The 18,919-nt window shown below is 41.5% G+C and carries 22 protein-coding genes, 3 tRNA genes and 1 pseudogene; 19 read left to right on the top strand and 7 right to left on the bottom strand.

Annotated features, from left to right (window positions below; genetic code table 11):
* The first annotated feature begins 8 nt into the window (after positions 1-8).
* The 4 genes from BM283_RS19935 to BM283_RS07830 all read left to right on the top strand — a co-directional run bounded on the left by BM283_RS19935 (position 9) and on the right by BM283_RS07830 (position 3,271).
* Entirely contained in the window at positions 9-983 is a 975-nt protein-coding gene (locus tag BM283_RS19935) for a hypothetical protein (RefSeq protein WP_254776277.1), read from the top strand.
* A gap of 34 nt (positions 984-1,017) precedes the next feature.
* Positions 1,018-1,665 carry a DUF2959 domain-containing protein gene (locus BM283_RS07840; RefSeq protein WP_090691751.1) on the top strand — a complete coding sequence of 216 codons (648 nt, stop codon included), beginning with the start codon at positions 1,018-1,020 and terminating at the stop codon, positions 1,663-1,665.
* A gap of 217 nt (positions 1,666-1,882) precedes the next feature.
* Complete coding sequence (locus BM283_RS07835) at positions 1,883-2,539, top strand: class I SAM-dependent methyltransferase (RefSeq protein WP_090691748.1); 657 nt, start codon at positions 1,883-1,885, stop codon at positions 2,537-2,539.
* Between the two features lie 351 nt (positions 2,540-2,890).
* Positions 2,891-3,271: a VOC family protein gene (locus BM283_RS07830; RefSeq protein ID WP_090691745.1), complete on the top strand. Its 381-nt coding sequence runs from the start codon at positions 2,891-2,893 to the stop codon at positions 3,269-3,271.
* 194 nt (positions 3,272-3,465) lie between these two features.
* Here BM283_RS07830 and xth read toward each other — a convergent pair whose 3' ends face one another.
* Positions 3,466-4,260 carry an exodeoxyribonuclease III gene (gene xth / locus BM283_RS07825; protein WP_090691742.1) on the bottom strand — a complete coding sequence of 265 codons (795 nt, stop codon included), beginning with the start codon at positions 4,258-4,260 and terminating at the stop codon, positions 3,466-3,468.
* Between the two features lie 336 nt (positions 4,261-4,596).
* Here xth and fdxA point away from each other — a divergent pair, with 336 nt between their 5' ends.
* On the top strand, positions 4,597-4,920 hold the full coding sequence (gene fdxA, locus BM283_RS07820; protein ID WP_046851276.1) for a ferredoxin FdxA: 324 nt from the start codon (positions 4,597-4,599) through the stop codon (positions 4,918-4,920).
* A 192-nt stretch (positions 4,921-5,112) separates the two neighbouring features.
* On the opposite strand, the gene BM283_RS07815 is transcribed toward fdxA, so the two are convergent.
* Positions 5,113-6,210, bottom strand: a complete 1,098-nt coding sequence (locus tag BM283_RS07815) for a transglutaminase-like domain-containing protein (protein WP_090691739.1) — start codon at positions 6,208-6,210, stop codon at positions 5,113-5,115.
* 72 nt (positions 6,211-6,282) lie between these two features.
* Between BM283_RS07815 and BM283_RS07810 the strand changes: the two genes are divergently transcribed.
* The 7 genes from BM283_RS07810 to BM283_RS07780 all read left to right on the top strand — a co-directional run bounded on the left by BM283_RS07810 (position 6,283) and on the right by BM283_RS07780 (position 9,916).
* A complete protein-coding gene (locus tag BM283_RS07810) occupies positions 6,283-6,963 on the top strand; it encodes an alpha/beta hydrolase (RefSeq protein ID WP_090691736.1) in 681 nt (226 codons plus the stop codon).
* Between the two features lie 128 nt (positions 6,964-7,091).
* Positions 7,092-7,166, top strand: a tRNA-Gly gene (locus tag BM283_RS07805).
* A 106-nt stretch (positions 7,167-7,272) separates the two neighbouring features.
* Positions 7,273-7,346 (top strand) — tRNA-Cys (locus tag BM283_RS07800).
* Positions 7,347-8,036: 690 nt separating this feature from the next.
* A tRNA-Leu gene (locus BM283_RS07795) sits at positions 8,037-8,126 on the top strand.
* Between the two features lie 170 nt (positions 8,127-8,296).
* Entirely contained in the window at positions 8,297-8,593 is a 297-nt protein-coding gene (locus tag BM283_RS07790) for a hypothetical protein (protein ID WP_090691733.1), read from the top strand.
* Between the two features lie 39 nt (positions 8,594-8,632).
* Positions 8,633-9,262 (top strand): site-specific integrase, encoded by a 630-nt coding sequence (locus BM283_RS07785; protein WP_175492068.1) that lies wholly within the window; start codon positions 8,633-8,635, stop codon positions 9,260-9,262.
* A 222-nt stretch (positions 9,263-9,484) separates the two neighbouring features.
* A complete protein-coding gene (locus tag BM283_RS07780; RefSeq protein ID WP_090691727.1) occupies positions 9,485-9,916 on the top strand; it encodes a hypothetical protein in 432 nt (143 codons plus the stop codon).
* Positions 9,917-10,012: 96 nt separating this feature from the next.
* Here the strand turns inward: BM283_RS07780 and BM283_RS07775 are convergent, their stop codons facing one another.
* The gene (locus BM283_RS07775) at positions 10,013-10,462 is read right to left on the bottom strand and encodes a LexA family protein (RefSeq protein ID WP_217646478.1); all 450 of its coding nucleotides are present in this window, start codon (positions 10,460-10,462) and stop codon (positions 10,013-10,015) included.
* Between the two features lie 231 nt (positions 10,463-10,693).
* Between BM283_RS07775 and BM283_RS07770 the strand changes: the two genes are divergently transcribed.
* Genes BM283_RS07770 through BM283_RS07760 form a run of 3 tightly spaced genes read left to right on the top strand, consistent with a single transcriptional unit; the run spans position 10,694 to position 11,928 of the window.
* Positions 10,694-11,275, top strand: coding sequence for a hypothetical protein (locus BM283_RS07770; protein ID WP_139225220.1), 582 nt, complete (start codon positions 10,694-10,696; stop codon positions 11,273-11,275).
* Positions 11,265-11,570 carry a hypothetical protein gene (locus tag BM283_RS07765; RefSeq protein WP_090691722.1) on the top strand — a complete coding sequence of 102 codons (306 nt, stop codon included), beginning with the start codon at positions 11,265-11,267 and terminating at the stop codon, positions 11,568-11,570. The genes BM283_RS07770 and BM283_RS07765 overlap by 11 nt, the downstream gene beginning before the upstream one ends.
* Entirely contained in the window at positions 11,563-11,928 is a 366-nt protein-coding gene (locus BM283_RS07760) for a hypothetical protein (protein WP_090691719.1), read from the top strand. Before BM283_RS07765 ends, BM283_RS07760 begins: the two co-directional genes overlap by 8 nt.
* Before the next feature lie 202 nt (positions 11,929-12,130).
* Here the strand turns inward: BM283_RS07760 and BM283_RS20530 are convergent, their stop codons facing one another.
* Both BM283_RS20530 and hisN read right to left on the bottom strand, forming a co-directional pair.
* Positions 12,131-12,424 (bottom strand): 3TM-type holin, encoded by a 294-nt coding sequence (locus BM283_RS20530; RefSeq protein WP_368086416.1) that lies wholly within the window; start codon positions 12,422-12,424, stop codon positions 12,131-12,133.
* A 70-nt stretch (positions 12,425-12,494) separates the two neighbouring features.
* Complete coding sequence (gene hisN, locus BM283_RS07750; RefSeq protein WP_090691713.1) at positions 12,495-13,283, bottom strand: histidinol-phosphatase; 789 nt, start codon at positions 13,281-13,283, stop codon at positions 12,495-12,497.
* 297 nt (positions 13,284-13,580) lie between these two features.
* On the opposite strand from hisN, the gene BM283_RS07745 reads away from it, so the two are divergent.
* From BM283_RS07745 to BM283_RS18755, 3 genes are all read left to right on the top strand, one after another.
* Entirely contained in the window at positions 13,581-15,308 is a 1,728-nt protein-coding gene (locus BM283_RS07745; RefSeq protein ID WP_090691710.1) for a PQQ-dependent sugar dehydrogenase, read from the top strand.
* A 1,034-nt stretch (positions 15,309-16,342) separates the two neighbouring features.
* The gene (locus tag BM283_RS07740; RefSeq protein WP_090691708.1) at positions 16,343-16,732 is read left to right on the top strand and encodes a hypothetical protein; all 390 of its coding nucleotides are present in this window, start codon (positions 16,343-16,345) and stop codon (positions 16,730-16,732) included.
* Between the two features lie 189 nt (positions 16,733-16,921).
* Complete coding sequence (locus BM283_RS18755; protein WP_175492066.1) at positions 16,922-17,236, top strand: hypothetical protein; 315 nt, start codon at positions 16,922-16,924, stop codon at positions 17,234-17,236.
* A gap of 407 nt (positions 17,237-17,643) precedes the next feature.
* Here the strand turns inward: BM283_RS18755 and BM283_RS07730 are convergent, their stop codons facing one another.
* Together BM283_RS07730 and BM283_RS07725 are read right to left on the bottom strand one after the other, a co-directional pair.
* The gene (locus tag BM283_RS07730) at positions 17,644-18,051 is read right to left on the bottom strand and encodes a hypothetical protein (protein ID WP_090691703.1); all 408 of its coding nucleotides are present in this window, start codon (positions 18,049-18,051) and stop codon (positions 17,644-17,646) included.
* Positions 18,052-18,199: 148 nt separating this feature from the next.
* Positions 18,200-18,379, bottom strand: coding sequence for a hypothetical protein (locus tag BM283_RS07725; protein ID WP_090691700.1), 180 nt, complete (start codon positions 18,377-18,379; stop codon positions 18,200-18,202).
* 262 nt (positions 18,380-18,641) lie between these two features.
* On the opposite strand from BM283_RS07725, the pseudogene BM283_RS07720 reads away from it, so the two are divergent.
* A pseudogene (locus tag BM283_RS07720) lies at positions 18,642-18,919 on the top strand (IS982 family transposase); the annotation flags it as partial.

Below are 18,919 nucleotides of genomic sequence, written 5' to 3'. Positions count from 1 at the left end.
AGTTAACGATGAAAAAGAACAAATCACTCCACACTGAGCAACCACCCGCACCATTGGTAGAAATTATCGCTTCACAGAATGCCCAAACAGTTTCCCCTGATTTCGAGTATCTGACTGAGGCAATCAAACAGCGCTTTGCTGACTCGCTGGATGCCATCATCCTATATGGATCCTGTCTACACACCAGCAATCTGTCTGAAGGCATCGCCGATTTCCACGTACTGGTCAATGATTACCGCAATGCCTACGCTAAGCGTTATCTCGCTTATCTGAATACCTGGCTTCCTCCCAATGTATTCTATTTGGAAGTCACCCAGCAGGAAAAAATCTTCCGTGCCAAGTATGCAGTCTTCTCAACCGCCGATTTCGAATACGGCAACCGTTACTGGTTTCATCCCTATCTCTGGGCACGCTTTGCTCAACCAGCACGATTACTCTATGCGCGTGATGATTTCATCCGTCAACGCGTTGATGTGGCTATGGCGCAAGCAGTCGTTAAATTCCTGAAATCGAGTCTGTTAGCACTTGAAGCACACGCATTAAATACTGAAGAAATCTGGACTCAGGGCCTGATGTTGACTTACGCCGCAGAACTACGCGCCGAACGGGCCACGCGAGCACGTCACCTCGCTCAGCTTAGTCTCAATCATTATGAACGTTTGACGGCTGCCGCTCTGCCCGCTTTAAATGGCCTGCTGACTGTTCAAACCGATGGGCCTTATTACTACTGTCAGGCTACGCCATCAGATAACCGACGAGCCCGCTTGTGCTGGCGTCTCAGGCGCTGGCAGGGAAGAATCCTCTCGATATTACGCTTGAGTAAAGCTACACTGACATTTCATGACTACCTCAACTATGCTGCGTGGAAAATAGAACGCCATAGCGGTGTCCGGGTTGAAGTTACACCCATGCTGCGACGCTACCCGATCCTGTGGGGATTCAAGGTCATGTGGCTAATGCTGCGGCGAGGGATCCTCCGTTAATTTTTCATTGACTGATTCTTTTGAGGAAAACATCATGATGAGCTTATCTCGCTTCTTCGCTTGCCTGCTATTATTTTCTTTATCTGCTTGCTCCACCCTCTATTACAGTGGGCTGGAAAAAATCGGAATTCCCAAGCGCGATGTGCTAGTGCATCGAGTGGAAAATGCGCGTGACACCCAAGAAGAAACCAAAGAGCAGTTCAAATCAGCTCTGGAGCAGTTCACCGCCGTGACCAACTTCAAAGGTGGTGACCTGGAAGCAGTCTACAAGAAATTGAACAGCGAATATGAAGCCAGTGTCGCTAAGGCAAACGAAGTCAGCGATCGCATTGCTGCTATCGAAGATGTCTCCCAGGCATTGTTTGACGAATGGGAACAAGAAATCACCCAATATTCCAACGCATCACTTAAACGCAGCAGCCAGCAGAAACTATTAGCCACCCAAGCGCACTACCAGCAATTGATCACCACCATGAAAAATGCCGAAAGCAAGCTTCAACCGGTGCTAACGGTATTCAAGGATCAAGTCATGTACCTCAAACATAACCTGAACGCACAAGCAATCGCTTCATTGAAGGGAGAACTCGGCACACTCCAGTCTGATGTATCCTCACTCATTAGTTCGATGGAAAAATCTATCAATGAAGCTAACGCGTTTATTAAGACTATGGAGAAGAAGTGAGTATGTAGTTTGAAAGCTAACTCATTCATCTGTTAAGAAACAAAAGCAGCACGGTGAGAATCACGATAGTCGATACCATTTTTACGTAATAGCAATATGGCTTCTGAGGTTGATACTAGTTAGCTGCCATAGGCCAAAAATAGGCAGCTCAACAAATTTGAGCCTCGACCATAACATGCGGCCTTCTAACTTATCGAAGCACTCATTAAACTTTTCTATGAACCGCGACTCATACAACAGGATTGCCAGTCAATGGGATGAATCCCGTAAAGAATTCTACGGGCGCGAGCAAGATTATCTTGATTTACTGTTGTCCGATTTACCGGGTCATGCTTTAGTGTTAGATCTTGGCTGTGGTACCGGTCGTCCCATGGCAGAGTACGTGATTTCCAAAGGCCATGAGATACTTGGCATTGAACAGGCCGAAGAATTAATCAAGCTTGCCAAGAAACGTTTTCCAGATGAGCAGTGGATTCTGTCCCCTATTGAACAGTATGACTTCAACAACGATTTCCATGCTGCTATCATCTGGGATTCTCTATTTCATATTGATCGCTCGCGGCACACCATTATCTTGCGCAACGTTGTCGAGAAACTGCCAGGAGGGGGAAAGATCATGCTTACAGTCGGCGGTTCTGCACACCCAGCATTTATTGACACCATGTTTGGGCAAGAATTTTTTTACGATTCGAATACGCCAGAGGATACTAACCATATTCTTCGTAGTCTAGGTTGTCAAATATTAGTAGGAGAATTCATGAACTTTCCCACCAAGGGTCGAGATAAAGGACGCTATGCAATCGTCGCGCAGAAAGTTGACAGGCAGCAAACCGAAAATAAATTTAATGCAGTGCAAAAGCAAGAATTTATCTAAAACACCAAGAAAAAGAAGATTAACGATAGCCATATATGCCGATCCTCATCATATCTCTTCTAATGAAGAGTATAAAAATCCAGCGCATATCCGTTTCTCATTTTTTTGTTGCCATCCTTAACTACCTTAAGTAATTTGGATAATTCCATTTCTAAATCAAAAATGACGCGAAAACGAGCATAGACAGTATCAATACAATAATACGGCAAGGTGAAGCCGAAAAAATCCGTTTTGATTTAAAAATGGAATAAGGTACTCGGTAACCGACGGCATCAGTAGTTCATAAAAAGTTAAAGATCCTGAACTCATTCTTGTGTTAACACATGATTTGCATTTTTAGGAGATATTCAAGTGAGCAATAATCCAGTGGGATGGTTTGAAGTCTACGTGCAAGATCTCGAGCGAGCTAAGCGTTTTTATGAAGCTGTTTTTGAGGTTAAGCTGGAACAGCTTAACTCTCCGCCGGAAATGAAAATAGAACTATGGGCTTTTCCGATGGAAAAGGATGGAAGAGGAATAACTGGCGCATTGGTCAAGAAGGAAGGCGTTTCATCCGGTGGAAACGGCGTATTGGTTTACTTTATATGCACTGACTGCGCATTTGCGGCTGCTCGTGCGGCCGCTTCTGGAGGAAAAATAGTGCAAGAAAAGAAATCCATTGGTCAATACGGCTTTATTTCTTTGGTGGTGGATACCGAAGGCAACATGATTGGTCTGCATTCGATGGAATAGCGTTACTTTGAGAGATAACTCAGAAATATCTCAGGTTCGGCAAACGCATTGAAATGTTTCTGAATAAATCACTGGGCTCGTAACAGAGGGTAATCGGCTTATTGATTTCTGATTCAGCTTGCGTGAAAACACTCAATCGGGATGATCCAAATCCTCCCGCGCCGAACCTGACCAGCTGTTAACGAGTTGTCCGGTTAGTTACAGGATCGAGCTTGTTCCAAGTCCTGGGCAATTTCAACTATAACGGGCGTATGATCAGAAGGCCGTTCCAATTTTCTGGGCTCCTTATCGATCATGCAGCTTTTACAGATACTGGCCAGCTCATTGCTGAGCATGATATGGTCAATACGCAATCCCCTGTTGCGGCGGAAAGCAAGCATACGGTAATCCCACCACGTGTATGATTTATCTGGCTGATCAAATAAACGAAAACTGTCAACGAAACCGAGCTTTAATAATTCCTGGAAGGCATTTCTTTCGGACTCACTGCAAAGTACCTGACCTCTCCACAAATCGGGATCATGCACATCTCGATCTTCCGGTGCAATATTAAAATCTCCGAGCAAAGCTAAGCGCGGATATTGCTCCAGCTCCTTACTGAGCCATTGGTTCAGTGCGTCTAGCCACATTAACTTATATTGATACTTATCCGATTCAATACTTTCCCCATTGGGCACATACACACAGACGACACGTACATCTTCATAAGTTGCCGCGATGATTCGCTTCTGGCTATCATCCAAATTGGGAATTGCCGTAACTACATCAGCTCCATTTTGCTTACTTAATAGCGCAACGCCATTAAACATTTTCTGTCCGGTATAAACGGATTGATAGCCAAGCGCTGCAATCTCAGCGGCTGGAAAAAACTCGTCCTGCAGTTTAGTTTCCTGTAAACATAATATATCTGGTTGATGAGCCACTAACCAGTTAATGACCTGCGGCAGACGAACTTTAAGTGAATTAACATTCCAGGTAACGATTTTCATAGTATTCAGTATTTATTTTTATTATTCATCTGTTTCTGCAGAACACATGATATCCTCTGCATGCAACCCGTCGCAATGCCCAGCATAATATTCGTTAATTCAGTGAGTTATTAAAATGAGCACAGGATATGTTTTAATAAGCTTGAGTCAATGCAATAATCTTCTATATTCAAAATAACCATGTGTTCTGCTTTTGAAACATTAAATTAATCTATTTTTACAGCATTATTCCGACTCTCTCCTTGAGAAGCCCGTCGACAGAGTAGTAGAGCCCCCTCAATTTCTGATAAAATTCAGGATTCTGAATCTTATAAGTACCACGCAAGGAATTCCATCATGACTTATGTAGTAACTGAAAGCTGTATCAAATGTAAATATACTGATTGTGTCGATGTATGCCCGGTGGATTGCTTCCGCGAAGGTCCCAATTTTCTAGTAATTGACCCTGATGAATGTATTGACTGCACGTTATGTGTAGCTGAGTGCCCTGTGGAAGCGATTTATGCTGAAGATGATGTTCCTGACAATCAACGCGGCTTCATTGCCCTTAATGAGGAATTATCCAAAATCTGGAAACCTATCATCGAGAAAAAAGATGCGCCGCAGGATGCTGATGAATGGGCCACTGTTAAGGACAAATTGGATAAACTAGAGCGCTAACTCGTATTTAAATATACTCTCATGCCGCCTTACTCATTATTATCTGTTCAACGGCATCAGCAGAAACCAATATTCAAGATCATAAGCACTGATTGACACTCATTGCCCTGATGAGTCTTTATAAGGGCAATGAGTTTATCTAACACAAACCCACTTCCTCATTATCCTGTGCACGAGATTTTTTCTGATTATTTAAAGTTTTGCTCCTGTACCAATTAATGCTGCTGACACAATTTTATATGAAAATGTCTGCGGATCAAGGCTATCCAATTGCTTTCCATCTATTTCAGCATGTGGATACAGGAAGAAGGGTACCTTTCCTGCTTTGCTATTCTGACCCAAAGTAATATTTTCTCCATGGTTAAAAGCCACCCAATTCATTTCCCAAGTGCCGAACAATTTCTCTCTCAACGCGGTAATTTGCTCATGATTGCGCGGCAAGTTATCTAATGCGATGACTTCACACACACCAGCCGGATCAACGGGCACCCAGCCAGGACCGGCAAGGTAAAACTCCGCACGGCAATGCTGCGCTGTACTGATATCGCCAAACTTACCTAAATTTTTGTTCAACGCTGATTCGTCCATCCGGATACCAAATTGCTGCCGTGCAGGAATGCCTGAAGCGCGCGCCAAGCCAACGAATAAGGCATTAATGTCCGCACACTTTCCTTTCAGGTTGCCATTTGCCAGCATTTGCTTAATATCGCCCTTGCCTCTACCCCGCACGCTCTGGTCATGAGTAGCATTGTCAATTACCCAATTGTAAATAAGCCTGGCTTTCTGCAAAGGAGAACTGTTCTTACTTTCTTTGGTAATGGCAGAAGCGGTTTGGTGCACAATCCCATCTAATGGTACTTGTTGCGTAGATTGCAGAAAATGTTTGATATTGTCAGGAATAATTGCTTTGGCTGGTGCATTATAATGTTGCAGATCAATTTGCCGTTGTGCAGTCTTGACGATGCTGCTCACTGTGACAAGGCGCTCTCCATCCCCGTTCCATTCAGCATAAAATGCAGGAAAATCCGTTTGGGGAAGGGTATAAAACTTTGCTGATTTGGCGTTACCATTCCAAACACTCCCTTGAGTAAACTGATAAGGCGTGTCGTTGGTATCCGGCAGTGGTAACCAAAGACGTGCATGCTTACCCGTTGGAGGTAACGTTACCTGATATGACAAACGATAACTGCGCCATTTACTAGAACTCGTGGTTTGCGCAAAAGTTGATGGAGTGATAGGAAGCAAGGTAATACTTGCACCGATCAATTTGATAAAATCCCTGCGTTTCATGCACATCTCCTGTAACCTGTATAGCTTTTGAAAAACAAATTTTATTATTAATCGAATCAATCAGTCTCTATCATGCTCCCCCCTTTATCACAGCAACTTCCTGCAATTGAGCTAGAAACAGGCGCACAACCAACTCATTCAATTTTGTGGATGCATGGGCTTGGCGCTGACGGTAATGATTTCGTGCCTATTATACATGAGCTCAAGCTACCACCTGACACCGCAATACGTTTTATTTTTCCTCACGCACCCAAACAACCGGTCAGCATTAATCAAGGCTTTATTATGCGTGCCTGGTATGATATCAAGTATACGAATCTAACTCACTATGAAGATGAAGCAGGTATTCGCCGCTCCCAACATGCAATTACAGCACTGATTGAGCGAGAAAATCAACGTGGCATTTCTTCTAACCATATTGTATTAGCTGGGTTTTCTCAAGGAGGCGTCATGGCTTTACAGGTTGGCCTGCGCTATCCAGACAAATTAGGAGGCATTATGGCACTATCAAGTTATCTACCATTAGCGCATACCCTTGCCAAGGAAACACATCATGCTAATACCTCTACCCCCATTTTTATGGCGCATGGCAGCCATGATCCGATTGTACCAATCCACCTAGCGAAAACTTCCCAGCAACAGCTAGCAGAAGCCGGTTATCAAGTTGAGTGGCATGAATATCCAATGGAGCATTCTGTCTGTTCTGAGGAGCTGGCTGATATAAGCAGATGGTTACAGCAAGTGTTGCGATGATAGATCAAACCGAAAAATAACAATTTAAGGAAGACTGGATCCATGCGTTTCTTGACAAAATAAACAGCATCTTTATAATCCTCTCTTTATTTCTGAATTGTGTTGTTGAGTACGTAAAACTCAAAATTGCGGGAATAGCTCAGTGGTAGAGCACAACCTTGCCAAGGTTGGGGTCGCGAGTTCGAGCCTCGTTTCCCGCTCCAATATCGAGATAAATTGGATTTTTTAACAAATAGATAAAAAACCCATATCATATTATTCATCGTGGTGTTACGATACAGACCACATTCTGATCTTAAAAAAATAATTGGCGGGGTGGCAGAGTGGTTATGCAGCGGCCTGCAAAGCCGTCTACGCCGGTTCGATTCCGACCCCCGCCTCCAAAAATTCAGCCTGTTTCGATTGCTGTATAGGAAAATTGGTAGACACACGGGACTTCAAACACGCGTATACTATCCTTGCACTCGAATCGCTCAGGCTTAACTATCAATTAGTTACCTGAATTAGAGATTCTACCATTCTTTGCTACCAACACCTCATTCACCATGAGGTGAAATATAGCTTCAGTAAAAGCAAGATCTATTTTAATTTCTGCCAAATACCTTCTAAAGTTAATAACTTTATCGCCGATATAAATTGACTATGTACAGATAAAGCAAATCTGAAAACAGTAAATTTTATTGCCACGAAGCTAAAATGATCTGCTGGCTTTAGCTTATTTGGACTGATCCATTTTTATATTAGCAAAGAAGATTTTTTAGACTAAATCATATAGACACAGAAATAGCTCCAACTTTCAGTTTTTATTAGACAGCAATTTTTGCCAATTAAAGAATAGGTAAAGTAAGGGTATGCTGGACGCATCTTGGTTTAATTCGCGACGAGGACTCACCACCACCCCATCAAATAAAAATTGATTTGAACGGATTCATTTTAATTAGATTCACACAATCTGTTCACAATAATAGATTCTCTAGAACGTTATTTCGCAGTATAATAACAAATTCTTAGCAATATTACCTTTAATACCAATCTATTGATAGTAAAGAAAAAATAATATTCTAATTTTGATTGCCCGGATGGTGAAATTGGTAGACACAAGGGACTTAAAATCCCTCGGACCTTATACGTCCATGCCGGTTCGATTCCGGCTCCGGGCACCACCGACTATTTTGACAGCAATCACCAAAAGTCAAAAAATCCCCAAAAAGCATTGTTTTAAGAGCCTCTTAATAGTTTTTCCTTCTCTCTAGTTTCAACAAAGATTCACAAGATTTAACAAATTTCCGGTAGTATTCACGGATAAATTACGGTTAAATTCACGGATGAATCTATGGGTACTATCAGGAAGAAAAATAACGGCTATGAAGCTGCGGTCTTCAAGATGGGTATCAGGAAGTCCAGAACCTTCCGCACCAAAGCCGAAGCCAATATGTGGATTGCTGAAACAGAGAAAGAAATTTTATCTGGAAAGTTTAATACTATACCTGATAAAACGTTTGGCGATCTCATGGATAGATACGGCAAACAAGTATCACCAACTAAGCGCAGTGGATCATTTGAGCTTAAGCGTTTTAGCAAGCTGTCTGAAGATGAAATCTCAAAGATTAAATTAAGCGAACTAAACTAGACGCATTTTGCAGCATGGCGGGATAGAAGGTTGCAATCCGTGAAAGCTGGTACCGTGCTCCGTGATTGGAACCTGATTACGCATGCTTTAAATATAGCAAAGAACGAATGGAAGTGGCTTTTGGAAAACCCTATCAAGGAAGTTAAACGGCCAAAAGAACCGCCGCACAGAGAGCGACGTATTGAGCAAGACGAAATAGACCGTCTACTGTTTGCGCTTGGTTATGAGTATACAGAGGAGCCAGAAACTATATCAGCTAGAGTTGGCGCGGCTTTAATATTTGCGATTGAGACAGCCATGCGCACAGGTGAAATTGCTTCTCTTACTTGGACTTATGTTGATATTGAAAAGAGAGTCGCGCACTTACCAATGACAAAGAATAGTTTTGCTCGAAATGTGCCATTGTCTAGTGAAGCGATCAGGATTATCGAGCAATTAAAATCCGTGAATGAATCTGCGGAATCCGTGTTTAATCTGCGTACAAGCCAGATTGATGCGTTGCTCAGGAAGGCTAAAGGCAGGGCAATGATTGAAGACCTGCATTTTCATGACACCAGGGCAGAAGCTATCACTAGACTAGCCAAGAAGGTGGATATTTTAACGCTTGCGAGGATATCTGGTCATCGTGATATGAGACCAGCTTCAAATTTACTACAGAGAAAGTATTGAGGATATTGCCAAGAGGATTTAATGTGCAATAAGCAATGTGCATTTTTTGCAAATTGCTCAGTAACCATTAAGATTGGTAAAGTAAAATATATTTTCAAAGTTCCGAATACTGCAGCTCTTAATGTCGGCAGAGCTGTATAAGTGTCTCTTGCCAGATAATCATCTTATAAAAAATGGATCAGATCGGCCTGACGGAATCAGGTAACTAAAGGGAGAAGTAAAATGGACCCGGTGTACATTATAGAAGATGGCTTTATCATTGAAGAAGATTATATTGATTTGATTGAATCCTTTGCAGAAAAAATTACAACTCCTTCAGGTGTTCGAAGGAAAAACTATGTAGATGAAGCAATCTGGTTTAGAGTTTCCGGAGATCTCTTTGAAGAAAAATCAGAAGCTGAGCTTGTTACTGATAATATCTTTAAGCATACGGGCTCAAAGCCTGAATTAGAAAAAGTGTTGCGGTATGAGGGTTGTGAATGGAGGGATCAAGGAAATTTTTGTGACAAAATAAGTGTATTTGACACTAAGGAAAAGGCTTATGAGTGGCTTTTTGATTGTGCTGTCAATAATTTTAAAAATAACAGTAATTCACCTCTTATATTCAAAACCAAAAAGGATGCAGAAAATTACCTGGAGGATTTGTCAGAGTAATTTCTTTATGTGAACTAGCACTAAATTGTGCTAGTTCAGTAAGCATTATTTATTACCAACCGCTGCGAATGCGAAGCTAGTAAATATCAGACATAATTACACTATAAAGCGTGCTACTGCACCAACTACAACTCCCCACACTTGCAATTCATCATTTTTACGGAATCGAATAGCAGGATAAGTCGGATTAGCAGCATGAAGCTCAATCACACCACTGCAGGAATACAATCGCTTTACAGTATATTCATTGTTAATTACTGCCAGAACGATATGCCCGTGTTTAGGTTTGATTGAGCGATCAACCACCAGCATATCACCATCATGAATGCGAGCACCGATCATAGAATCGCCCATCACTCGGAAGAGATAGGTAGAGGCTTTATTGCGTACCAGATAATCACTGATATCCAGCCCTTTCTCAGAATATCCCTCTGCAGGAGATGGAAACCCAGCGGGAATTCGATACTGCAAAACAGCAATAACAAGTGACAGGGTTAAGCTTTGCTCGCTCCAGAACAGGCAGGATCGATTCGCTACTTGGTTCAACTGGAGTATTAATTATCATAACAATTTCTAAAGCGCTTGATGAATAGCGCAGTATAAAGCACCTATTCGACGAATAACAATACGATGAAATGTGCAAACGTTCTACCCTTCTTTAAGTCGATTATTCAATCTAGATAATGTTTGATATAATTCACGCCGCTTTTAAGGATAAGAAATTTCTTATTAACAACTCCTTTTTGTGTGGGCTCTAATGCAACTCATTATAAATATATGGATTTAATATCTGATTTAGAACTCATACACTTAATTGATGATTCTGCTTATACCGATATAATTTCCATATATGCAGAGAGCAACAACAATGCATTAGATAGAACATTAAAATTAAAGAGATTTATAACTAAAGATGAAACTGGAGAAATAAAGGCACTATTGAGATTAATAAGTTTCGTGACTGATGCACGAAATTATGAAGATGCTATTTCAGATCTAAACGATACTATAGATCGTCTATCTGAAAGCAGTCCAGAAGCTAGAAATGGATGGCGAAAACTAAATCATTCTATCTCTCAACTTGAAAGCTACTTTCTAGATCAAAAAATAGAAAAAATTAAAGACAGATATAGCAGAATAGAAAATTTTCAAATCACTACTGATGTTCGTCCAATTTTTGATATTAGAAGAAAAGAAATAGTAACTAATTTATACCCTTATATCCTAAAAATTAACACTGTAGACGAGCAATCTTTTTTATGCGAGTTTTACGAAGATACTATTGATGATTTAATAGAAGAATTGAAAATCGCAAAAAGTAAAGCTGAAACTTTACGGATAAAATTTAGTGGCAAATAATTTAGAAAAATTCGCTGATGTCGATTTAGAGCAACTCAATATAGCTCTCGCAACGATTTATAAAATATTAAAGACTATAATAGACAACGAATTAGCATTTTATGTTGTTGTCGGTATTATTTTTTATATACTATGTTCTAATCTTATTAAAATGATTGCCAATCTATTTAATGAAAATAAGTTAAGTAAATTAATAAAAGATAATAATTTTGCACTCGGGAAAATTTCTACAGCTTTAGCTACGTTTGATAACCATGTGAGTGAACTAAAAAGGGGGAGAACTAGCAATGACTGATTTAACTATAGTATTAACTTTGGCCGCGGCATTATCTATTTACAAAACTATTAAAGATCATAGAGAAAGAGAAAAGAATTTTCAGAATATTGAATCGGAATGTAAAAAAATTGGATTTCTTGCTGACAATATAATTAATAATCTAAACCAAACTCCGATAAACAATAAATCTGATATTGACTGGCTATATTTAGTCAATGCATTTGAGAACCAATCCTTTTCGAAAAGCAGGATTTCTTTTTCAAAATCAGGATATACTCAGCTAGAAATACATGAAAAAAAAGTATCAAAGCGAATTTATGAGACTAATATAATTGAGGAACCTACTCAAGATTATCTTTTGTTAATGCCTACTTAATAGTAATAGAATATTTTTTAGGAATAATATTCATCTAATTATCATGAGACAGTGACACAAGATAAGATCCCTTATTCAGTCATTATGGTTCTGTTATTAATTTGGTAATAAAGAATAATTAGACTAGTGCAAAAACTTCACTAGTCTAATAAGCATCATTTATTATTAACCACCTCAACCTATACCTACACCTTTCAGTCAATTACTTAGCAACGCCCTTGATCTTCTCTACCATCCTCACCCCGCTAAACCCTAGCATAGCCAATACTAATTCTAGTAAGTAGTCAGTATGAATATTCGGCAGGGTCTTAAATGGGAGCTCAAAAGCCTGCACAATCCAAAGCATGAAGGGCTGTCCAATGAAGGCCCAAAAGCACCCAAACACGCAACACCAACCCAAAGCAGAACGCCAGCTAGCCACAAATACGGAAGAACTAGTCGCCTCAATTTTATTAACGTGAGTTCGGCATAAGGAAAGGTGAGTTCCTTCTAACATTCCGCGCGGATGAAGTCGTCGGCGAAAGCAAGTTGGCGGGTTTTGTTGGTCATGGAAACTTGCTGAATGATCAAGCGCAGCCATTGAGCAGGCGCAGCGCCTCGAAATGCAGGGTCGGCGTTGCTGAAACGAGGACGGATCCACCCTCCTCGGCCCGTTTACCATCCAGCCGTGTCACGACGCCGCCGGCTTTCTCGATAATGGGGATCAGCGCTACGATGTCGTAGGGCTGAAGCGAGGGTTCGACGGCGAGGTCAATGCGCCCCGCCGCCAGCATAGCAAGTGCGTAGCATTCGCCGCCATAGCGGGTCATCCGCACCGACGCGGCGAGGCGGTCGAACCCTTGCTTTAAATCGCCGTGATAATCCTCGGGCGAGGTCGTGTGCAGGATCGCCTCCGACAGCGCACCGACATTGCGGGTGAAAAGACGCTGGCGCTTGCCAGCGCGCTCGTACCACGCACCCTCAACGTCTGCCCAGAAGCGTTCGCCGATAAAGGGCTGGCTCATCATCCCCATCTCGGCCCGGCCGTCGACGGTAAGGCCGATCAGCGTCCCCCATACGGGAAGACCGCAAATGAAGGGACGGGTTCCGTCTACCGGATCCAGCACCCAGCGAAAAGAGCCGTTACCAGTCTGACCCAATTCCTCGCCCAGGATCGCGTGATCAGGGTATTCGGCTTCGATCGCGGCGCGAATCGAGATCTCAGCTTCTCGATCCGCCTCCGTAACAGGATCGAAGGTGTCACCCTCGTTGAACTTGGTGTCGACTGCAAGCTCGGTCCGATAGCGTGGCATCGTCTCGGCGTCGGCGATGTCCGCCAGGCGGTGAAGGAAATCAGCGTTAGGCAGTTTGGACATGATCAAGCTCCATTTGTGCATGTTGGGCGCGCGAACAATCATCCACGCTAATATTAGTAAGAAAAATTGTATGCTGATGCATTATTGTCTGTCTACTGGTTATTCCTTAGCATCATTAAGCAAAAATTTGGATGGGTTTGATCCATTACCTATGTTTTTTCGTTCAAGCGCTGCTCGACCAAAATAATAGCGCCACCCCATAACTGATTAATAATCTGAAGTCTCCAACCATCCTTATGCGTCAAGAAGCGAGGATTGAATCTGTAAAAACTTATTTGTGGTACAGGGAGGTTCAACATGAAAATTTATTATTCTATTCTGTCTTTACTGCTATTGATATTCATTTCTACCAAATGGTCAGAGATTAATGCTAACCCAGCGACATCGGGTGAACCTGTGACTTCAGCATCAGAACAACGCTTTGATGATCCAATTCTAGCGCCAATTCAAAGAGGATCAGTCCGATTGAGATTGAAACAGATAGCGAACGGCTTAACTGCGCCAAACTGGGCAACCCCTGCTCCAAATGATCCTGATCATTTATATGTTAGTGATCAGAACGGGAAATTATGGCGCATCAACCTTACTACCAACAATAAAGAAATTTTCCTGGATTTTTCTGATCTGTTAGTACCGTTAGGGGTGTCTGGAAGCAATTCATTTGATGAGCGAGGCTTTCTCGGCTTTGCCTTTCATCCCCAGTTCGCTGAAAATGGTTTGCTGTACACCTATACTTCAGAGCCCGCAGGCGAAAAAAGTGATTTTTCTACACTTCCTCCTGGCGCCAGCCCTAATCACCGCTCAGTAATCAGGGAATGGCGGCTAAATCCTAACAATTTGAATCAGGCCCAGGCTAATGTGAAAGAGATGCGAGTATTGATGACTGTGGATCAACCCCAATTCAATCACAATGCAGGGGCACTTAATTTTGGTTCAGATGGCATGTTATATATTGCTTTCGGGGATGGTGGCGGCGCTGATGATCGTGATGGTCAGGATTTTGGTGGCAGTCAAATGATGGAGCATGGCCCCAATGGCAATGGTCAGAATACCGGCAATCCTCTTGGTAAATTGCTGCGGGTTGATCCAGTTGGAAGTAATTCGAATAATGGGCAATATGGTATCCCAAACGATAATCCTTTTGTCGGTTCAGACACTGCGCTTAAAGAGATTTATGCTTATGGTTTTCGTAATCCATTCCACTTTTCATTTGATCCGGAAACGAACTTGCTCGTGCTTGCCGATGTAGGACAAAACGATATTGAAGAGATTAATCTGGTTCAAGCTGGCGGGAATTATGGCTGGGGGTTAAAAGAAGGAAGCTTCCGTTTTGAGCCCAACGGTAATGAACCAGGGTTCGTTACCGATGCCGAGATTGCGGGCAATTTCATCGATCCTGTCATTCAGTATGATCACAATGAAGGTACCGCTGTCATTGGTGGTTTTATTTATCGGGGTAAGGCCATCCCAGCTTTAGAAGGTATATATCTGTTTGGGGATGTGGCCAAGACTGGGAATGGCGATGGCAGGATATTTTATTCTGATGGCAGTAGCATCCTGGAAATGGATCTGACCGAGCATGCACAACCTGGCTTTTGGGTGCTTGGTTTCGGGCAGGATATCGATAAAGAGCTTTATGTACTCGGCAATATGACCGGAACTCCGTTCGAAACCACGGGTGCAGTGTATAAACTGGTGCCCAATGCCAGTTTTGATTCTGCCGTTCTTGAGATACCTGCAGTAGATGTCAATTTTGATAACAATCATAGCGCTACTTTCCGTGCTCGTCTGCAGCTTATCCAGGATACCCAACCACCACGCTTCAAGCTAACTCAAACTGAACAACTGGCTGATCGTTTTCGGGGAGACAACGCTAGCTTTAATCAAACCACTGGTGAGCTATCCATTCCGTTTGTGAATATCCGTGACACTAATGATATATCCACCTTTGCTGCCCAGCTGCAATTAGTCCCTGATCTGCCAGTACTAACTTTTGAGTTAAAACAAGTTATGCTTGTACGGTAAACGGATAGGAATAAATCTGTTCACTGATGCCCATTGGTGTCTAATTCCATTTCTAAATCTAAACTGACTTTGTCGGCTTCACCTTACCGTATTATTGATACTGTCTGCGGCTCGCCTTCGTGTCATTTCTGATTTGGAAATAGAATTAGACGGGATGTCTGCTTTCCGATTTTCGTCCCGGTCAACCCATACATCGTTATTCAATCTATGTTTAAGCGAATGCCGTTGCGGCAAGCTAGATTATTTGATAACCAAGCGAATCGCAAACCCTTTCAGACTCGCTTGATATTGGAAGAGATTGAATCATGCTATTACAGAAGCATATCGATATAATTCCTTTCCGCAAGGGTAAGTTGTGCATAAGCCATAAAGTCTTCCGTCAGCGGTATGCCGGACTACCTTTTACCATACCTTGCTCTTGGCTGCTTCGGTTAGTAATGATCCCAGCTTGATAGACGGCTTATGCACTTATAATAGGAATTCACCTTCTGCCAACTCACGTTTGATCCTGGATAACTCCAGTTCAAGCTCAACCAGTGGGCTCTGCTTTTTACCTAAAGTTGTGAGCTCGCCTTGCCGGTCAGCATAAACCCAGTTCTTTAACGCTCCTTTAGGTAAAGATCATCGTTTTGCTGCTTCAACCAGCGTCAATTCACTTTCTTTAAAAAACTTGACCGATTGCTCGCGAAATTCCTGGCTATATCGTGTTCGGAGTAATTGTTCCATCTATATCCTCCATTTCATGTCTATATTTTATGAAACTTTGGACTCCATAAAACTCAGCATACCTCACGAGCCAGAATGCTCTAAAACATGGCATGCATATCAGCCATGAAGAAATAAGAAGTAGAAATGCAAAAACCATAGAAAAATACTGGAATAGCCACTATGAAGTCCTGCAATTATTTCCAATAATTTTCTTATTGAATAATGCTGTGCTCCCAGACAGGATGGCTGTTATACTTTATTTTTATGCATTTTTCATGATCTCTCTGGTTATTGGAAGTCCTAATTAGACAGGACTGACTGTTAGAATGAAAAAAATAATTGCGTTATTTCTACTTTTTTCTCTATCGGGCACGCTATATGCCGCGGGACCGTATGATGGCATTTACTCAGTAGTCGTTAGTGGCTTTACTTCAGGCTATGCCACAGTACATGAAGTAGATAATAAAATGGTTGTGATTATAGTTGACCCCGTGCCTAATACCCCATGGGAGCCAATGGTTGGTACCCGGAGAGGTAACAGCGCTTCTCTAACAAATGTTGTCGGCGTAAGTTCTTCTGATATTCAGCTAAAAGTAACTTTTAATTTCAATGACAATGGACCGTCAACAGCCACTATAACTTCGTGCGTCAATGGCGTTTCTCATGTGTGTCTATTTCCGACTGGCTCAAAATTTAACTTAGAAAAATTATTTTAAGGGCGATCTTATTCTCTTTAGTTCTTAATTGAAGTATCCTGCCTTATAACTTTTCTCACACTTATGCAAATAAGATATAAGCATTTGCAATTCTATTTTTCAGTTTATTCAGCTTGTATTCATGATATTCACTGTAAAGTTATTACCAATAGAAGTCATTCTAATAAATAACGATTAAAGAGGTACAACATGAAAACAAGAACTAATATAAATATGGCATTAAAATTTTTATCTGTTATGTTATTAAGCGTTGCTTTAGCAGCGCCCATGGTAGCTGAGGCTAAAAAAGGCCATCGTCATCATCATCACCGCCATCATGCCCATCATCACCATCATGGCCATCAGAGCCATCATCACCGTCATACCCACTATAATCATTACAACACGCAGAATATTTATTACAATCAACCCTATCCGCCCGCGCCCGCATATGGCATAGCAGCGGGCAGGTATTTTTTAGGCGTTAATACGGGCAATGTCGGTTTTGTGTTATCAGGCTATTAACTTGGATATCTCTCTAGGCTGGTATTTAAATCAAGATTACGAATAGAGAGCGTCTTTACAAATATTTTTTAGGTTTTGATTGAAACGCAACGCTGGCTGGTATTTTTGGTTTCTATTTTATAGTGTGAAGCTTTATAAAATACAGTTGGCGTCTGTCTGGATATCAAGCGAGTAAAATTAGTTCATAAACCACTCATAAATAATGTATATGTGATAGCTATTAATCAGGCGGTAATAAGGGTTCAGATTTATGAAAGCCTTATTAACAAACATATCGAGTCCATTAACAAGTTTGTCATTTATATAAACAGCCTATTGGGGTTGATGATTGAGACAATTGTGATAAATGGAATGATTGCTGAGCAGAGCCCGCCAGATCATAAATTATCTGGCGGATTTTTATTAAATTATACTATCACCACCAGTTTCTGAAAAAGCGGATTAATAATTACTGATAAAAAAGTATCCCGGTCTTTTTTGGTGTCGAATTCATAAATATGCCCCTGATGTTCGGGAGACGCATCACATAATGAGCGATCAGGACAAGATAAAATTGCATAATGCTTTTTTACTTCTTCGGTTTTATGCTCCTCCAATTTTTGTAATAATTGAGATAATGAGCAGTTTATTTTATCGCAAAGGTCTCTGCCATTCTCCGTCAGCACACCTATCTCATCATCGTTAGTTAGCCGAACTAGATCGGATAATATCGCAGTGAACCGTTCTAGCTTGGCGATGTCGGTTTCAAGCTGCTTTGCTATACCTTTGGTCGAGATATTGACCGGCTCTGTTGTCGTAATATTTTCCATACTCATTTTTATATCTTCTTAGTTACACCAGAGGATAATCTACAGCATGTAGCATCATAGCTACTTGATTAATGTCAAAGAATATGATGTAAAAGTGAGAAATAGAGAAGTAAAGCGTTGCCCGCTTGCGTGCACAGATTATTCCATTTCTAAATCAAAAATGACGCGAAGGCGAGCCGCAGATAGCATCAATAATACGGCAAGGTGAAGACGACAAAATCATTTTTGATTTAGAAATGGAATTAAACCCCTGAATCGAGGCGCCTTCCTTAGCTGCGAATGATTTACTTCCTGGTAGTGTTTTGTGTGCAAGTGTGGCTGTGATGCTTTTCATTTTGTACTTTCCAATCAATAATGATAAAAAATATATACTTAATACCTAACAAAAGAATTTAGTATTATTTTCTGCGGCTTTTTTAAAATTTATAAGAATGTTTGTATGTATCCATAATAGGATGATACTGTGCGGTTACAGCTCCATACCAAGTAATTATTTAACGTGAGTTCGACATAAGAAAAGCTGTAAAAGAAACCTGAATTCCTTATGATGAAATGGTTTTGCAAAAGAATTTCATCATGAGAGGAGTCAGATTTCCATGGATACTACAACGATTTTTTGTGAGAGTGACGAATTTTGTAAAGAGTTTGAGCCGCGATGGGAGCAGCACTTATTAGAGTCATCGCTGAAACGGCGTCGGCGGCAAGGAGCGCTGTGTCTAAGCGAAATCATGACCATCATGGTGGGGTTTCATCTATCCGGGTACCGGACGTTTAAACACTATTACCTGAATGACGTGTTGAGGTATCAGCGCGATTATTTTCCAGGGTTGGTGAGTTACCACCGCTTTGTGGAGCTGTTGCAAGGTAGCCTGGT

This window comes from Nitrosomonas sp. Nm34, from assembly GCF_900113925.1.
Lineage (GTDB): Bacteria > Pseudomonadota > Gammaproteobacteria > Burkholderiales > Nitrosomonadaceae > Nitrosomonas.
Note: the sequence above shows the minus strand (reverse complement) of the source record. Positions and strands in the feature narration are given on the sequence as shown.

Coding starts and splice junctions, on each gene's coding strand:
- BM283_RS19935 (WP_254776277.1), top strand. CDS start 9: ATGAAAAAGAACAAATCACTCCACACTGAGCAACCACCCGCACCATTG.
- BM283_RS07840 (WP_090691751.1), top strand. CDS start 1,018: ATGATGAGCTTATCTCGCTTCTTCGCTTGCCTGCTATTATTTTCTTTA.
- BM283_RS07835 (WP_090691748.1), top strand. CDS start 1,883: ATGAACCGCGACTCATACAACAGGATTGCCAGTCAATGGGATGAATCC.
- xth (WP_090691742.1), bottom strand. CDS start 4,260: ATGAAAATCGTTACCTGGAATGTTAATTCACTTAAAGTTCGTCTGCCG.
- fdxA (WP_046851276.1), top strand. CDS start 4,597: ATGACTTATGTAGTAACTGAAAGCTGTATCAAATGTAAATATACTGAT.
- BM283_RS07815 (WP_090691739.1), bottom strand. CDS start 6,210: ATGAAACGCAGGGATTTTATCAAATTGATCGGTGCAAGTATTACCTTG.
- BM283_RS07810 (WP_090691736.1), top strand. CDS start 6,283: ATGCTCCCCCCTTTATCACAGCAACTTCCTGCAATTGAGCTAGAAACA.
- BM283_RS07790 (WP_090691733.1), top strand. CDS start 8,297: ATGGGTACTATCAGGAAGAAAAATAACGGCTATGAAGCTGCGGTCTTC.
- BM283_RS07780 (WP_090691727.1), top strand. CDS start 9,485: ATGGACCCGGTGTACATTATAGAAGATGGCTTTATCATTGAAGAAGAT.
- BM283_RS07770 (WP_139225220.1), top strand. CDS start 10,694: ATGGATTTAATATCTGATTTAGAACTCATACACTTAATTGATGATTCT.
- BM283_RS07760 (WP_090691719.1), top strand. CDS start 11,563: ATGACTGATTTAACTATAGTATTAACTTTGGCCGCGGCATTATCTATT.
- BM283_RS20530 (WP_368086416.1), bottom strand. CDS start 12,424: ATGTTAGAAGGAACTCACCTTTCCTTATGCCGAACTCACGTTAATAAA.
- hisN (WP_090691713.1), bottom strand. CDS start 13,283: ATGTCCAAACTGCCTAACGCTGATTTCCTTCACCGCCTGGCGGACATC.
- BM283_RS07745 (WP_090691710.1), top strand. CDS start 13,581: ATGAAAATTTATTATTCTATTCTGTCTTTACTGCTATTGATATTCATT.
- BM283_RS07740 (WP_090691708.1), top strand. CDS start 16,343: ATGAAAAAAATAATTGCGTTATTTCTACTTTTTTCTCTATCGGGCACG.
- BM283_RS18755 (WP_175492066.1), top strand. CDS start 16,922: ATGAAAACAAGAACTAATATAAATATGGCATTAAAATTTTTATCTGTT.
- BM283_RS07730 (WP_090691703.1), bottom strand. CDS start 18,051: ATGAGTATGGAAAATATTACGACAACAGAGCCGGTCAATATCTCGACC.
- BM283_RS07725 (WP_090691700.1), bottom strand. CDS start 18,379: ATGAAAAGCATCACAGCCACACTTGCACACAAAACACTACCAGGAAGT.